Raw genomic sequence first — 13890 nt, 5'->3', positions numbered from 1 at the left:
CTACTTGGCCGACGGCGACGCCGCAGCAGGGCCAGGTTCGTATCGAAGCGGGATCACCACCTTGCCGCCGACCGTCGGGAGCCCCTCGGCCGTCCAGGTCGTCACGCGGAACGTCGGCGCAAGCGTCAAGGCCATGGCGCCGAGGCCCTTCCCAGCAGGCTGCTCCGAGATGGCTTCACAGTCTCCGACGTACCCGCCTGGGCGAATGACGCACTTCAGCTGAACCCGGAGTACGCCCTCCATCTTGAGAGCCTCGAAGGCGGACCGCAGCGCGTCCGCGCTGGGAAGCGCCGACCAGTTGGGTTTGCCGACCACCGGCTCGGCCTGCTCCAACATGGACGGATCGAACGTCACGGGCAGGTGGACCACGATATTCCGGGTGGCCGTCGCGTCCGAGGCAGACAGAACCTCCAGCCGGAAACGCTTCGCCAGACTTTTGGCGGCCGCGTCGAACCCGTAGCCGCGCGGCAGGGCCGTGAGCGTGCTGCACTGTGTGAGCCGCCCTTCGCGCGTCATTGAGCACCCCACGGTGGCCCGCCCACCAACCCTCTGCTCGCGCGCCTTGGGTGGATAGGCCGCAACGACATCGGCGTAGGTGGGCGCCTCGATCCATGGCAGGTTCGGTGGCGCGACCTTCTTGCTCTCCCCAGGCAGTCCGGGGCCGAACAGCGTGAAGTTGATCGGCACGCGCACGATGGACGGTACGGGCGCGCCCTTCAGGGTAGCCGGCCTCATCGAGAACTGGGGCGTAAGCGCGATCGCCGCGCCGCCGAACGCCATCCCCGCCGGCCTCTCGTCGAGCACGACGCACTCGCTCAGCCCACCCTGGATCGTCGCGATGCAGTCAATGATCGCGCTGCCGCTGATTCCCTTGTCGTAGGCTTCGCTCGGGAATACGGCGCGTAGCTCGGTCGCGCTGGGCCGTTTCACCCAGTCCGGCGGGCGATCCACTGTCGTCCAGGCGCCGGGAACATCGACTTCGCGCAGACTCTTGGGTCCCGGTCGCGCACGCCCGAATTTTGGCGCCAGCGACAACAGCGCTGCGCCGACCCCCGAGCCGGCGGGCATTTCCCGCGTGATGCGGCACTTCTCAAGGTCGCCGCTGTCCGCGACGGCGCACCGCATGACGGCTCGCGCGAACTGTCCTCTGCGCGCCGGCTCGGGCGCCACAGCCGTCCAGTCCGCCGGTTCCGGATACCGCACCCACTCGCTCTTCGGTGGCTTGGAAGCCGTTGCGCCCGGACCGGCTGCGCTCCCAGGGCGAGCAAGCCGCCCCACGCAACAGAACCCCTACGCTTACCCATCGCCGACGCACTCCCCAACGCGTTGACGATGCCGCTGGCGCGGCCCGAAAGCAACCCAAGCGCGTAGGCCGACCGCATACACGCCGCCAGTTACATTACCTCGGAGGTCATGGACCGACGCCTGGCGCCGGGTAAATTCGCCGCATGATCAGCCCTCACAAGCCCGTCGGCGAGCATCTCCGCGACTGGCGCACTCGCCGTCGGATGAGCCAGCTGGACCTGGCGCTGGAGGCCGAGATCTCGACGCGCCATCTAAGCTTCCTCGAAACCGGGCGGGCCCAGCCCAGTCGCGAGATGCTCCTGCACCTGTCGGACCAGTTGGAGATCCCGCTGCGGGAACGCAATGTGATCCTGGTGGCGGCCGGCTTCGCGCCCGTCTTCCCGGAGCGCAGCCTGGAGGCCCCCGAACTGGCGGCCGCCCGCCGCGCCGTGGATGTCATCCTGAAGGCGCACGAGCCCTACCCCGCCCTGGTGGTGGATCTGCGCTGGAACCTGGTGGCCGCCAACGCCGCGGTGGCGCCGCTGCTGGAGGGGGTCGATCCGGCGTTGCTGGGCCCGACGCTGAACGTCATGCGGCTCACCCTGCACCCTAAGGGTCTGGCCCCCCGGATCGCGAACCTGGGCGAGTGGCATCATCACGCGCTGGAAAGGCTACGGCGGCAGGCAGAGCTCACCGCCGATCCCGGGCTCCTGGCTCTGATCGAAGAGATCCGGGGTTACCCGCGCCCGCCCGCCCCGGACCGCCGACCCGAGGACTTCGGCAATGTGGTGATCCCGTTCCAGCTGATGGCGGGCGACACCCTGCTCTCCCTGTTCGGGACGACCACCGTCTTCGGCACGCCGGTCGATATAACGTTGTCGGAGCTGACGCTGGAGACCTTCTTCCCCGCAGACGCCGCGACGGCCGACGCGCTGCGCGTCGCCCACGAGATGCGGCAGGCGGCAGCGGCCCCCGAAGCGCCTACGTCGCCGCGTCCCGCGGCCTAACCGATCCCGGAAAAATCCCGACGTTTCAGCGTCGAAGCGATGGTACCGCCCTCCCGGATCGAACGGGAGACCTCCAGAGCCACAATCTGGCGCTCTAACCAACTGAGCTAGGGCGGCGCATCGCGAGCGCGCTTTCTAGTCGTGCGAGGCGGTCCGATCAAGCCGTGCGATCACGCGTCGAGCAGAGGGCGGCGATAGCGCCGGGAACCCGCAAGCTCGCGCCCGTCGGCCAGCCGAACCACGTAGTCGCCGGAGGGCTTCGACTCCACCTCGGCGATGGCGGCCCGCCGCACGATCCGCGACCGGTGGATCCGGACGAAGCCCGCGCCTTCCAGCTGCCGCTCGATGTCGCTCAGCGCCGCGCGATGCAGGATGGGGGTCTGGCCTCGGTGCAGCTCGACGTAGTTGCCCGCCGCCTCGATCCACGCCAACTCGGCGAGAGGCACGAAGAGGCGGCGGGCGCCATCGCGAACCTCGATCGCCTCCGGCGCGGCGACTGCTTCGGTTCGCGGCCGCAGATGCTGTCGCCACAGCACGTAGAGCAGGACGAAACCTGTGTAAGCGAGAGCGTCCTTTCGGAACTCGTAGATGAAGTTGGCCAGCGGCCAGACCGGCGAGTAGTGAGCGCCCACCGCCGCGTAGACCGCCCAGCGCGCCGCGCCCATGGCGGTGACGTGAGCCACGGCGAAGGCCACAAGGCCGGCCAAATGGACCACCGCCGCGCGCGGCCAGGGCGGGTCCAGCGGCCACACCCGCCGGACCAGCGCCATGAAAACCGGCATCATGGCGAGGATCACCGCGATGCTCGTGGTCTCCCAGACGAACGGCTCCCAGAAGTCCAGCGTACGCCCCGCGCCCTCCATGTCGTCCAGGACGCTGAACGTGTTGACGAGCGCGAAGAGAAACAGCCCGGCCGCTGTGGCGGCAAAGAATGGTCCATCCCCCTTACCGCGCGTCACGGGCGTCCCACCGTTCGTCCCTGAGGTCTGCCGATCCGTCACAACCGCTCCGCCGCGCGCCCCTTCCTTGTGGCGGGATTCCAGGTCCGCGCGGCATCTCCTTGGCGCCCGCTGACCGGAGTCTGCACATGTCCGCCCCCGCCCGACGATACGACCTGGACGCCCTGCGCGTCGGCGCATTCCTGCTGCTGCTGCTCTACCACCTGGGCATGTTCTACGTGTCCTGGGATTGGCACGTGAAGAGCAACCACGTCTTACGGAATCTGGAGCCATGGATGGGGGTGCTGAACCCGTGGCGGCTCACCCTCCTGTTCGTCATCTCCGGCGCCGCCAGCCGTTTCATGGGCGAGAAGGCCAGCTCAGCCACGCTCGCAAAGGAGCGCTCGCAGCGGCTGTTGGTCCCACTGTTGTTCGGCATGATCCTGATCGTCGCGCCGCAGAGTTGGGCCGAAGTCGTGGAGAAGAACGGCTATGCCGGGAGCTTTCTCGACTTCTGGCCGCGCTACCTGACCTTCGACCCCAGCTTCGGCCTCATCCTGCCAACCTACAACCACCTGTGGTTCGTGGCCTACCTGTGGGTCTACACCATGCTGGCTGTCGCGCTGCGGCCGTTCTGGCCCGCCATCGAAGCCGGGGCGACGCGACTGCTCAAGGGGCCGGCGCTCCTGCTCCTGCCGGCTCTCATCTTCGGTCTCTACCGCGCCACCGCGGCGCGTGCGTGGGGCGAGACGCATATCGTCTTCGCCGACGGCTACGGGCATCTGCAGTACGGGACCGCCTTCCTGCTCGGCTTCGTCATGGCGCGCAACGACGCGGCCTGGGATCTTCTGGAGCGGCGACGGCTGGGCGTCCTGGCCACCGCATGCGCCGCCCTGGCGGTGGGGCTACTCGTGCGCCGCTACGAGTACGTCCAGGAGGCCGGAAGCCTCACCACGGTCGCGGCGTTCGTCCGCGAGACCTACGCCTGGACGGTGATCTGCGCCCTCTTCGGCTATGCCCGGCACTATATCCGCTCGGGGTCGCCGCTCCTGACGATCCTCACCGAAGCCGTCTTCCCGTTCTACATCATCCATCAGACGGCGATCGTGCTGGCTGGCCATCTCCTGAAGCCGCTGGCCCTGCCCGCCCTCATTGAGGCAAGCGCCATCCTGGCCCTTGAGATCGTGGCCTGCCTGGCGACCTATGGCCTTGCGCGCCTCGTGCCGATCCTGCGTCTCCCGCTCGGTCTGAAGCCTGCGCCCCGCCGCCCAAATGCTGCGGCGGTCGCCGCGGAATAGCGGCCAACGAAAAAGCCCCGGCCGCTCGCGCGACCGGGGCTCGTTCTCGTTAGGCCGACCCAAAGGCCGGTGGCTTAGCCCTTCGGCAGGGAGAAGCGGATCGGGATCCGCACCGTGCCCCCATCGACGGGCTGACCGTCCCGGGTCTGCGGCCGCATCTTGAAGAGCCTGGACATCTTCATGGCGGCGTCGCCGAAGCCCATGTCACCCGGCTCCTCGGACACCACCGAGCAGCTTTCAAGGGTGCCCCGGGCGTTCACCTGGCAGCTCAAAGTCGCACGGCCCTCAACCTCCATCCGCGACGCACGGTCGGGATAGTAGCGGTTGATGTCGTCACCGGTCGGACGGCGGAGCCAATCCGGGTTGGTGATGACCGACGGGCGCGGCGGCTCGGGCGGCGGCGCGGCGGGCGGCCGAGGCTCCTCGATCCGACGCTCGACCGGCGGAACCGGCAGCGGCGGGATCGAAGGCATATCGGGCACCGCGACGGGCGGCCGGGGCTGCAGCTTCGGCGGCGGCGGAGGCGGCGTGTTCGGCGGCGGAGGCGGCGGAGGCGGCGGAGGCGGCGGCGGAACCGGCTTGATGAGAGCCACGTCCGTCACCTCATCCGAGTACTCCTTGTACTTCGGCTCGAAGCGCGTCTTCCAGAGGTAGACGCCCAGCGCCCCGTGCACGACGACGGCCAAGATCAGCGCGATGATGGTCCCAGGCCGGCGTTTCGGCTTGGGATCATCGAACGGATTGTGCCGGGTGAGAACTTCGTGGTGAGCATCAGTCATGGGTCACCACCTAGTTGTTGTCTTCACCGACGAGAGCCACGCTGTAGAACCCGTTGTCCTGCAGCATGTTCATCACGCCCATGAAGTCACCGTAGAGCACGTCCTTGTCCGCACGGATAAAGATGCGCTCCTTCGTCGGGTTCCGCGTCGCGCCCAGTTGGGTGCGAAGGTCGTCGCCCAGGCTCGGAAGGTCCGTCCGGAAGTCCTGTATGAACAGGCCGCCGTTCGGCTGGATCGAGATATAGACCGGCTTGGGCGGATTGGTGCCGGGCGGAGCGACGGCAGGCGGCAGAACCACCTTGACCGTCACGGCCGCCATCGGCGCCGCCACCATGAAGATAATCAGAAGGACCAGCATGACGTCCACGAAGGGCGTGACGTTGATCTCGGCGTTCTGAGTCTCTTCGTAGCGGCCGCCTCCGGAACTGGAGAGCTTGGCGGCCATCTAGGTTAGGCCCCCTTGTCGAGCTGCCGGGAAATGGCGTTCATCAACTCGGCCACGAACCCTTCCGAACGCGCGCCGAAAGCGGAGATGCGGGTTTGGAAGTAGTTGTAGAAGATAACCGAGGGGATGGCGGCGAACAGGCCCAGACCAGTCGCCAGCAGGGCTTCGGCGATGCCGGGCGCCACAACGGCCAGGTTGGTCGTGTTGGTGTTCGCGATCCCGATGAACGAGTTCATGATCCCGTAGACGGTGCCGAACAGGCCGATGAACGGACCGTTGGAGCCGACCGAGGCCAGGTACTGCATGCCGCCCGAGAGACGGCGAGCCAGCGAGGCCTGAACGGCGCTCACCGCGTGTGCCGCGCGGTCGATCGTGGTGTCGCGGTGTTCGCCGGCGATCTGCAGGCCAGCCTGGCGGCTGAGCTCGATCTCCTGGGCGGCCGCGGCGGCCATGTCGGCCAGCGGGTTGCCGTCATATTCCTCGCTCAGCGCGATACGGCTCATGTCGTTGATCGACTTGGCGCCGCGGAAGGACTCCACGAAGCCGTCAGAGACCTTATTGAGCGCGTTGAACTCGAGGATCTTGGTGACGAGGATCGTCCAGCTCAGCACCGAGGCGAGAGCTAGGCCGATCATGATCACCTTAACGACGGGGTCGGAGTCCATGAACATGGTGCCGACATTCAGCTTGCCAGCGCCCTTCATGGTCGGCGGATCGGCCGATTCAGCGGCGGCCGGTTCAGCCGGGGTGGCGGCGGGAGCCGCGGCGGCGTCAGCGGCCGGGGCGGCGGCGGCGTCGGCCGCGGGCGCGGCCGGGGCGGCGGCGTCCTGGGCGAACGCCGGCGCGCTCGCCATCAGCGCGACGGCGCCGAGGAGAGCGGAAAAAGTGGTCTTCAGTTTGTTGTCGAGCATCTGTCGCCAGTTCCTGGTTGGTCTAGCACGATTGGCCGGAGGGTCGTCGCGCGAGAGCGTCTCCACCCTAGTTGAAACAAGCCCGGCGCCCCAGCCCGCTTTCGCGGCCCGGAAACACCAGAGGCGCTGTCGCTGCGCCCGACCCGGAACGCGGACTCCCGACTTTGCGCAGGGATTGGCGTTTCGAAGGTGCGGACGGCCTTGAACTCCCACGAGGGGACCCCAAAGTCTTACCGCTTTTTTAGACGAGCGGCCCGGACCCTTTGGCAACCCCTTGTCGAAGCGTCAAGGGGCAGAAGCTTTCCCTACATCGTCAAATTATTGACGCATGCGCACGGATTGTGCGCTGCACACGCAAGAAGCGTCTTGAGCTCGTCGATTCAACACCGTTCGTCGTAGAGGTTTGCTGCAACGCAGCAATTTCACCAAACCAGGATTGATCAAGTCGAGGCGCCGTAGGCGAGCAGGTCGCGCGGATTCGAGGCGCCCTGATCTACTCTTCGCCCCGCGGCGACTTTGAGCTTTGCCTTAGACCCAGGCGACCGATCGCGACCTCCTGATCCGCCGAGCGCGCGCGGCGGATCGCGGCTAGGCCGCAGCCACCGTCGGGGATGAATTGGTTTGGGAGAAGTGGTGCCTGGGGGCGGATTCGAACCACCGACACGCGGATTTTCAATCCGCTGCTCTACCAACTGAGCTACCCAGGCCTAGGCCCCGCCGCGCGGGAGCCGCTCTATAAAAGAGGCGTCGGCGTAAGTCCAGCGAGCCGGGCCGCGGTTTTTTCGCGCCCTCAATCTTCGTAGGATTCCGCCTCCGGTCCGGCTTCGTCCTCCTGTGCCGGGACCGCATAGCGGCCCGTCAGCCAGCGCTGCAGGTCGACATCCGCGCAACGCCGCGAACAGAACGGCCGATATTCCGGCTGGGGCAGCTTGCCGCAGATGGGACACTTGGCGCTCATGCCGGCGCAACGTCGAAACGGTCACGCGGCTGCGATGGATCGGCCGACACCTTGAATCGGGCGCCGTAGCGTTCGGCCAGCAGGGCGACGAGCGGCTCGGCCGCCTTGGCCACCTCCGGTGCGCAGGTGGCCGCGATCCGTGCGCCCGGCGCGGTCTGCGCCTCGGCCTCGATCCGGCGGACGAGGCGCTGCGCGAGCGCGCGGTCGGCGAGCCCCCCGCCGGCCCGCAGGAGGTAGTCGGAGACGGGTCGGGTCCGACGCGGGATCGAGAGCTCCATAGTTCCGAACCGCCCGACGGGACCAATCGCAACGCCTGGATTGTCAGGGGCAAACGCGAGCCGCGCGGCCGCCAACAGCGCGGCGCCGTCGTGTCCGCGTCCAACCAGATCGAGGATGATCAGCCCGCCCAAACCCTTCAGTCGAAGCAGGCGAGCGCCCTCGGCGATGGCGGCCAGGTTGGCGTGGCGCGCGGCCCGCTTCGAATCCTGTCCCTTTCGATCACCGAGATCCACGTCGATCGACGTGAGCGCGCGGGTAGGCTCGATGGCGATATCTCCCCCGCCGGGGAGCCGATGCACAATCTCGAGCGCCTCGGCCTCGGCGTCGTCGGCGGCTTGGCGCGCCTCGCGACCCTGGACCGGATCCGAGTCCCGCACGATGCTGCGAAGGATGTCGGCTACGCTGGGCGGAGGATGCAGAAGCCGCGGAGCCCCGTCTCCTTCGCCTGTCTGTCGCGCCGTGGCCAACTTGCCTTCCCGCGCCTCGCTTCGGATTTCGACCTCGAGCGCTCCGCCGCGCACGGGCCGTGCATCGGGCTTGAAGGGAAGCATGGCCTCCCGCCCCTCCCCGAGGTCCAGGAACGCGACGCCGATGGCCGGCTCGACGGTCGCCACCCGAGCAATGAGCCGTGCGCCGAGCGCCAGCCGCAGGTCCTCTTCATCGCGCCGCAGGATGACCCGCTCCGGCCGGCCGTCGAGGGTGACCACGCCGCGGGTCTCTCCAATGCCACGGTCGAGAAAGGTCCGGCGCTCGCTCATGGCGTGCGAAATCCAAGGCCGGTGAGCAGATTGGCGGTCTCGTACAGCGGCAGGCCCACGACGCCGGAGTACGAGCCTTCCAGCGAGATGATCAGCGCCCCCGCGCGGCCCTGGATCGCATAGCCGCCGGCCTTGCCCACGCCCTCCGCGCACGCGAGGTAGGCCTCGACGTCAGCCTTGGTCAGGCGCTTGAAATGGACGCGGCTCTCCACCAGCCGGGTAGCGGTGCGGCCGCCCGGCGCCATCACCGCGATGCCGGTAAGGACCTTGTGGGCGCGACCGGACAGCAATTCGAGGCAATGGCGAACCTCGGCGTCGTCCTCGGCCTTGGGCAGGACGCGGCGGCCCACCGCGACCACCGTGTCTGCCGCCAGCACGTGAGCCGCGGGGTGGCGCGCGGCCACATGCGCGGCCTTGGCGACGGCGAGGCGCAACGCCAGGCGGCGCGGTGTCTCGTCAGGCTCGGGCGTTTCGTCGAGATCGGCGGCCTCCACGGCGTCCGGCACGAGGCCAATCTGGCGCAACAGATCCAGTCGACGGGGGCTCGCGGAGGCCAGGACGAGGCGCGGCATAACAGTCAAGGTGGCGCCTCAGGTCAGTCAGCGGATGCGGAAGGTAATGCGGCCCTTGGTCAGGTCGTAGGGAGTCATCTCCACCAGGACCTTGTCGCCGGCCGATACCCGGATGCGATTCTTCCGCATCTTACCGGCTGTGTGGGCGATGATCTCATGGTCGTTCTCGAGTTTCACCCGGAAGGTCGCGTTCGGCAGCACCTCGCTCACCGTTCCCGGAAACTCCAGCAGCTCTTCCTTCGCCATGCAGCTCTCTTAGATCCCGACGCCTTCCATACGACGACGGCTCGCGCCGTCTGGCCGCGAGCCGCATTCTGCACACGCGACTATAGCGCGCCGCTGCGGAGAAGGTCGATGGGCCCCGATCAGCCGCCGAAGCGACGGACGATGCGCTCCGCTAGGCCGTCGCGAACCTGCCGGTAAGCCTCCAGCCTGTGCTCGCGCGAGCCCTCGGTCAGGGTCGGATCCTGGGTGGGCCAGTACTCGATCTCCGCCGACCGACCGCGGGCGAGTTCGACCGCCCGGTGCTGGGCTTCCGGAGTCAGGGAGATGACGAGGTCGAAGGAGTCGTCTTCCAGCTCCGCGAACGTCTTGCAGCGATGCCGGGTGAGGTCGACGCCCAACTCCTTCATCACCTGGGCGGCCAGCGGATCGACCTCCATGTCGTCCACGTCCGGATCGAATCTCGCGCGCCTCAGGCCGCAGCTGTCGACGAAAATCCGGGTGCCGATCAGGTGCTTCATCAGCGCCTCGGCCATGGGCGAGCGCACCTGGTTGAAGTTGCAGCAGAAGAGGACGGCATCGGGCAGCCGTTTCCCGGGGTCGCTGGCCATCCGGCGTCAGCCCCGCCAGTGCAGGGCGCAGATCAACGTGAAAAGGCGGCGCGCGGTGTCGAGGTCGGTCTCGATCTTCCCGGCCAGCCGCGCCCGAAGCAGTTCGGACGCTTCGTTGTGGAGCCCGCGCCGCCCCATGTCCAAGGCCTCGATCTGCTGCGGCGTGGAGCTGCGGATGGCTTGGTAGTAGCTGTCGCAGATCATGAAGTAGTCTTTGATCAGCGTTCGGAACGGCGAGAGCGACAGGATGTGGCGACGCTCGTAGGTGGGGCCCCGCACGTCCAGCACCAACCTGTTCTCTAGCAGGCCCATGCGCAGGTCGTAAGGCCCGCCCTCCGCCCCCTCCGGGAAGAAGAAGTTGTCCTCCAGCAGGTCGAAGATCGCGATCTGGCGTTCCTGTTCCTGGTCGCGCGAAACCGCCGCGAGCGACTCTTCGTCAAGCTCGACGGACTGCAGCCGGTGAATCTTCTTTGGGTCGTCGGCCATGGGTTCGCAGCCGAGCTTTATTGCAAACCGGGGGCTGTCGTCATCCCGCAGCAGCGAAGAGCGCCCTTAGGACGCAAAAAAACGCCCGGCACGTCCTGGGCGCCGGGCGTTATCCGTTGAGCGGCGGCTCTAGCGGCCGGCGTAGCGGTGACCGGTCGGGCGGACGAAGTCGCTACGAACGTAGCCGACCCCAACCCCATCGTGACCGACGAGGATCCAGTCGCTGCCCCGCACCTCGGCGAGGGCCTGGAACCGCTCGCCGCGCTGCAGCCGACCGACGCGGGTCGAATTCGTGGTGGGCGCCGCGCGAAGGTTGACGCCGCTCTCCGCCACGAAGACCTCTCCGATCCGGCTGTAGGCCGCCGGCGAAATGTTGCGCTGGAGGCGGTAGCCGTTCTGCACATAGGTCCCGGCGTTCTGCGCACGGCTCTTCTGCGCCTCGCAGCCGATGGCGGAGCCGGCCGCCGCACCCACGGCGGCGCCTGCGATCGTCTCACCGGTGGCGTGACGCCCGCCGACCTTGTTGCCGATCACGCCACCCACCAGGGCGCCGATCACCGCGCCGGCCTCCTGCTTGCCACCCGGCGCTGAGCAGCCGGTGACGCCGGCGCTCGCGCTCGAGGCGCCGCCCAGCGCGAGGGCTCCGGCCAGGATCGCTGCAGCCACACCGCCACCGGTCGTCGTCGTCTTCAGGGTCCGCATGGGTCTTGCTCCGTCCTCTGCGTTCAGTTCGATGACCGAGCTTCTAGTCGGCACAGCCTGAACGGGCCCAAGACCAGCCCTGACAGGAATTGTTCAGCTTCCGGGTCCGGGTCCGGGCGGCGCCGGCGGCGCGCGGTCTTCCAGCGGCTGGGCCTGTACCGGCGTGGTCTTCACCGGCGCCAGGATGCGAGCCCCCTCGAACGCGTTCTTGAGCCGCCGGTTGAACTCGCGGCCGACATCCCACTGCGCGCGAGGCTCAGTTATGAAGCGCGCCTTAATGTAGACGGCGTTGTCCGCCAGCCGATCGACCCCCATCACCTCGAACGGCTTGGTGATCTGCTTCTTGAAGGCCGGATCGGCGCGCAGGTCGTCGCCGACCTGCTGGATCACCGCCAGCGCCCGATCCAGGTCGGTATCGTAGCTGACCGGGATTTCCGCCAGATACGATGAGAACACCTTGGTCCGGTTATGGATGACCTGGGCTTCGCTGTAGGGGAAGATGTGCAGCGTGGCGTTGGCGTCGCGCAGCCGGATCGTTCGGAGCGTCATGGCCTCGACCACGCCGCTGAAGCCGCCTATCTCCACATTGTCGCCCACCGAGACGACGTCCTCGGCGATCAGGAACAGGCCGGTCAGGAAGTCCTTCACCAGCGTCTGCGCGCCGAACCCGACGGCGATGCCGAGAACACCCGCACTGGCCAGGATGGGCCCGACCTTCAGGCCCAGTTCGGTCAGGATCGTCAGCCCGCCGACCACGACCAGCACCGTCTGAGCGCAACCGGTGAGGATCGGGCCGAGCGTCCGCAGTTGCGCGGCCCGGCGCGGATCGGCGCTGCGGCGCGCAAAGCCGCCCACCAGACGCTTGATGATGAAGCCGGAGATCTCGACCAGCGCCGTGGCGATGATGATCACCAGCCCGAGGCGAACCAGCCGCGCGCCCGCGTCGCCCGATAGCCAGGCCCTCGCGTCCACGCCCCAGATCCCCAGGACCAGCACGACGACGCCCACGACCGCCGCCAGGCGCACCAGGCCCCAAGTGAAGCGGGCGGCCTGCTGCGTGCGGGCCGCCTCGTCCTCCGCGCCGCCGACATGGACGCGCGCGAGCCAATGGTCCGACAGCCGGCGCACCACCCAGAGCACGCCGTAGACCGCCAGCACCACGCCCACCGATAGGGCCGCGTTGATGCCAGCTTCGACCGGATCGAGGCCCAGGATGTGGTCGATCGCCGCCGTCGTCGAGGTCACGAGTTGCTCGGTGAAGCTCGGCTTGGTCGGCTCGGCCGCCGCTGCGGCCTTGGCCGGCGCCTCCGCAGCGAACACCTAGCGCCCCTGCCCCAGCCGGATTGCCGCCGATCGGGCGTGGGCCGGAAGGCCCTCCGCCTCCGCAAGGGCGATGGTGGACGGCGCCAGCCGCGCGAACGATTCGGCGTCGCACTTCACCAGCGACGTGCGTTTCAGGAAGTCATAGAGCGACAGGCCCGAGGAGAACCGCGCCGCCCGGCTCGTAGGCAGGACGTGGTTCGATCCGGCCACATAGTCGCCGACCGCTTCCGGGGCGTGCCGGCCGAGGAAGATTGCGCCGGCGTGGCGGACCCGGTCGGCCAGCCGCTCGGGCTCGTCCAGCGCGAACTCCACGTGCTCGGGGGCGATCTCGTCAACCAGGCCAGGAGCCTCGTCCAGCGGCGCGATGACGATCGCGCCATGGTCGCGCCACGAGGCGCGTGCGTCCTCGCCGGTGGAAAGCGCCCCCAGTTGCTCCTCGACCGCAGCCTCCACCCGACCCGCGAAAGCCTCGTCGTCGGTGATCAGGATGGCCTGGGCGGCCGGGTCGTGCTCGGCCTGCGAGAGCAGATCGGCGGCGATCCACTGCGGATTGCTTGCGCCGTCGGCGACGACGACGATCTCCGAAGGCCCGGCCAGGGCGTCGATGCCGACGACGCCGTAGACCCGCCGCTTCGCCGCCGTGACGAACGCGTTTCCGGGGCCCACGATCTTGTCCACAGGCTTGATCGGGCCGGCGCCATATGCCAGGGCGGCCACGGCCTGGGCCCCGCCCACCCGCCAGATTTCGGTGACGCCAGCCTCCTGCGCCGCCGCCAGTACGGCCGGCTGCAAACGTCCCGGTGGCGTGACCATGGCGATGCGCGCCACGCCGGCAGCCGCCGCCGGCACGGCGTTCATGAGAACGGTGGAGGGATAGGCGGCCCGCCCGCCGGGAACATAGATTCCGACCGACTCCAGCGGCGTCCACCGCCAGCCCAGTTCAACCCCGGCCTCATCCACGAAATGCTGATCGGCGGGGCGCTGCCGCTCATGGTAGGCGCGGATCCGGCGCGCGGCGAAGGCGATGGCTTCGCGAACCTCGCCCGGGCACGCCGCCGCGCCCTCGGCGATCTCCTCCGCACTGACCCGCAGCGTGGCTTCCGTCAGTTCGACCCGGTCGAATTCATGCGCATAGCGCAGCAACGCCGTGACGCCTTCGGCGCGGACCGCCGCCAGCACATCCCGGACCACCGCATCGACATCTTCGGGCGTGTCGCGGCGTTCGTTGACGAAGGCCGAGAAGGCGGCCCGGAATCCTGGTTCGGAAGAGCGAAAGCGGCGCATGGGCCGCTCTTTAGCGGCGCAGCCCGGCCAAGA

At 68.3% G+C, this 13890-nt stretch carries 16 protein-coding genes and 2 tRNA genes; 2 read left to right on the top strand and 16 right to left on the bottom strand.

The features are described from left to right. Complete coding sequence (locus tag A2790_RS08855) at positions 1–1203, bottom strand: TonB family protein (RefSeq protein WP_293390127.1); 1203 nt, start codon at positions 1201–1203, stop codon at positions 1–3. A gap of 245 nt (positions 1204–1448) precedes the next feature. On the opposite strand from A2790_RS08855, the gene A2790_RS08850 reads away from it, so the two are divergent. After that, positions 1449–2291: a helix-turn-helix transcriptional regulator gene (locus A2790_RS08850; protein ID WP_293390124.1), complete on the top strand. Its 843-nt coding sequence runs from the start codon at positions 1449–1451 to the stop codon at positions 2289–2291. Positions 2292–2331: 40 nt separating this feature from the next. Here the strand turns inward: A2790_RS08850 and A2790_RS08845 are convergent. Both A2790_RS08845 and A2790_RS08840 read right to left on the bottom strand, forming a co-directional pair. Continuing rightward, positions 2332–2408: transfer RNA gene (locus A2790_RS08845), tRNA-His, on the bottom strand. Between the two features lie 53 nt (positions 2409–2461). Next, positions 2462–3250 (bottom strand): LytTR family DNA-binding domain-containing protein, encoded by a 789-nt coding sequence (locus tag A2790_RS08840; RefSeq protein ID WP_293390121.1) that lies wholly within the window; start codon positions 3248–3250, stop codon positions 2462–2464. A 128-nt stretch (positions 3251–3378) separates the two neighbouring features. Between A2790_RS08840 and A2790_RS08835 the strand changes: the two genes are divergently transcribed. Next, complete coding sequence (locus A2790_RS08835) at positions 3379–4527, top strand: acyltransferase (RefSeq protein WP_293390118.1); 1149 nt, start codon at positions 3379–3381, stop codon at positions 4525–4527. 74 nt (positions 4528–4601) lie between these two features. On the opposite strand, the gene A2790_RS08830 is transcribed toward A2790_RS08835, so the two are convergent. The 13 genes from A2790_RS08830 to hisD form a co-directional block, all read right to left on the bottom strand. Further along, entirely contained in the window at positions 4602–5306 is a 705-nt protein-coding gene (locus A2790_RS08830) for an energy transducer TonB (protein ID WP_068876981.1), read from the bottom strand. A gap of 10 nt (positions 5307–5316) precedes the next feature. Further along, positions 5317–5751: a biopolymer transporter ExbD gene (locus A2790_RS08825; RefSeq protein ID WP_293390114.1), complete on the bottom strand. Its 435-nt coding sequence runs from the start codon at positions 5749–5751 to the stop codon at positions 5317–5319. Between the two features lie 5 nt (positions 5752–5756). Then, positions 5757–6662, bottom strand: a complete 906-nt coding sequence (locus tag A2790_RS08820; RefSeq protein ID WP_293390111.1) for a MotA/TolQ/ExbB proton channel family protein — start codon at positions 6660–6662, stop codon at positions 5757–5759. Positions 6663–7293: 631 nt separating this feature from the next. Then, positions 7294–7369 (bottom strand) — tRNA-Phe (locus A2790_RS08815). An 83-nt stretch (positions 7370–7452) separates the two neighbouring features. Next, positions 7453–7620, bottom strand: coding sequence for a DNA gyrase inhibitor YacG (gene yacG / locus A2790_RS08810; protein ID WP_293390108.1), 168 nt, complete (start codon positions 7618–7620; stop codon positions 7453–7455). Then, positions 7617–8657 carry a ribonuclease E/G gene (locus A2790_RS08805; RefSeq protein WP_293390105.1) on the bottom strand — a complete coding sequence of 347 codons (1041 nt, stop codon included), beginning with the start codon at positions 8655–8657 and terminating at the stop codon, positions 7617–7619. Before A2790_RS08805 ends, yacG begins: the two co-directional genes overlap by 4 nt. Further along, on the bottom strand, positions 8654–9229 hold the full coding sequence (locus A2790_RS08800; protein WP_293390303.1) for a nucleoside triphosphate pyrophosphatase: 576 nt from the start codon (positions 9227–9229) through the stop codon (positions 8654–8656). The genes A2790_RS08805 and A2790_RS08800 overlap by 4 nt, the downstream gene beginning before the upstream one ends. A gap of 27 nt (positions 9230–9256) precedes the next feature. Continuing rightward, complete coding sequence (infA, locus tag A2790_RS08795) at positions 9257–9475, bottom strand: translation initiation factor IF-1 (RefSeq protein ID WP_068875720.1); 219 nt, start codon at positions 9473–9475, stop codon at positions 9257–9259. Between the two features lie 119 nt (positions 9476–9594). Then, positions 9595–10062, bottom strand: coding sequence for a low molecular weight phosphatase family protein (locus A2790_RS08790; protein ID WP_293390102.1), 468 nt, complete (start codon positions 10060–10062; stop codon positions 9595–9597). Between the two features lie 6 nt (positions 10063–10068). Beyond that, positions 10069–10548, bottom strand: a complete 480-nt coding sequence (locus tag A2790_RS08785; protein WP_293390098.1) for a UPF0262 family protein — start codon at positions 10546–10548, stop codon at positions 10069–10071. A 129-nt stretch (positions 10549–10677) separates the two neighbouring features. Continuing rightward, positions 10678–11250, bottom strand: coding sequence for an SH3 domain-containing protein (locus A2790_RS08780; protein ID WP_293390095.1), 573 nt, complete (start codon positions 11248–11250; stop codon positions 10678–10680). A gap of 93 nt (positions 11251–11343) precedes the next feature. Further along, on the bottom strand, positions 11344–12570 hold the full coding sequence (locus A2790_RS08775) for a mechanosensitive ion channel domain-containing protein (protein WP_293390092.1): 1227 nt from the start codon (positions 12568–12570) through the stop codon (positions 11344–11346). Further along, the gene (gene hisD / locus A2790_RS08770; RefSeq protein ID WP_293390089.1) at positions 12571–13857 is read right to left on the bottom strand and encodes a histidinol dehydrogenase; all 1287 of its coding nucleotides are present in this window, start codon (positions 13855–13857) and stop codon (positions 12571–12573) included. It abuts the gene before it with no gap. Between the last annotated feature and the right edge of the window lie 33 nt (positions 13858–13890).

The sequence above is a fragment of the Phenylobacterium sp. RIFCSPHIGHO2_01_FULL_69_31 genome (genome assembly GCF_001824475.1).
In the GTDB taxonomy this organism is placed as follows: domain Bacteria; phylum Pseudomonadota; class Alphaproteobacteria; order Caulobacterales; family Caulobacteraceae; genus Phenylobacterium.
The sequence above is the reverse complement of the archived record's forward strand: the minus strand, read 5'-3'. Positions and strand labels throughout refer to the sequence as shown.

Coding starts and splice junctions, on each gene's coding strand:
- A2790_RS08820 (WP_293390111.1), bottom strand. CDS start 6,662: ATGCTCGACAACAAACTGAAGACCACTTTTTCCGCTCTCCTCGGCGCC.
- A2790_RS08785 (WP_293390098.1), bottom strand. CDS start 10,548: ATGGCCGACGACCCAAAGAAGATTCACCGGCTGCAGTCCGTCGAGCTT.
- A2790_RS08790 (WP_293390102.1), bottom strand. CDS start 10,062: ATGGCCAGCGACCCCGGGAAACGGCTGCCCGATGCCGTCCTCTTCTGC.
- yacG (WP_293390108.1), bottom strand. CDS start 7,620: ATGAGCGCCAAGTGTCCCATCTGCGGCAAGCTGCCCCAGCCGGAATAT.
- A2790_RS08835 (WP_293390118.1), top strand. CDS start 3,379: ATGTCCGCCCCCGCCCGACGATACGACCTGGACGCCCTGCGCGTCGGC.
- A2790_RS08825 (WP_293390114.1), bottom strand. CDS start 5,751: ATGGCCGCCAAGCTCTCCAGTTCCGGAGGCGGCCGCTACGAAGAGACT.
- A2790_RS08800 (WP_293390303.1), bottom strand. CDS start 9,229: ATGCCGCGCCTCGTCCTGGCCTCCGCGAGCCCCCGTCGACTGGATCTG.
- A2790_RS08805 (WP_293390105.1), bottom strand. CDS start 8,657: ATGAGCGAGCGCCGGACCTTTCTCGACCGTGGCATTGGAGAGACCCGC.
- A2790_RS08780 (WP_293390095.1), bottom strand. CDS start 11,250: ATGCGGACCCTGAAGACGACGACGACCGGTGGCGGTGTGGCTGCAGCG.
- hisD (WP_293390089.1), bottom strand. CDS start 13,857: ATGCGCCGCTTTCGCTCTTCCGAACCAGGATTCCGGGCCGCCTTCTCG.
- infA (WP_068875720.1), bottom strand. CDS start 9,475: ATGGCGAAGGAAGAGCTGCTGGAGTTTCCGGGAACGGTGAGCGAGGTG.
- A2790_RS08850 (WP_293390124.1), top strand. CDS start 1,449: ATGATCAGCCCTCACAAGCCCGTCGGCGAGCATCTCCGCGACTGGCGC.
- A2790_RS08830 (WP_068876981.1), bottom strand. CDS start 5,306: ATGACTGATGCTCACCACGAAGTTCTCACCCGGCACAATCCGTTCGAT.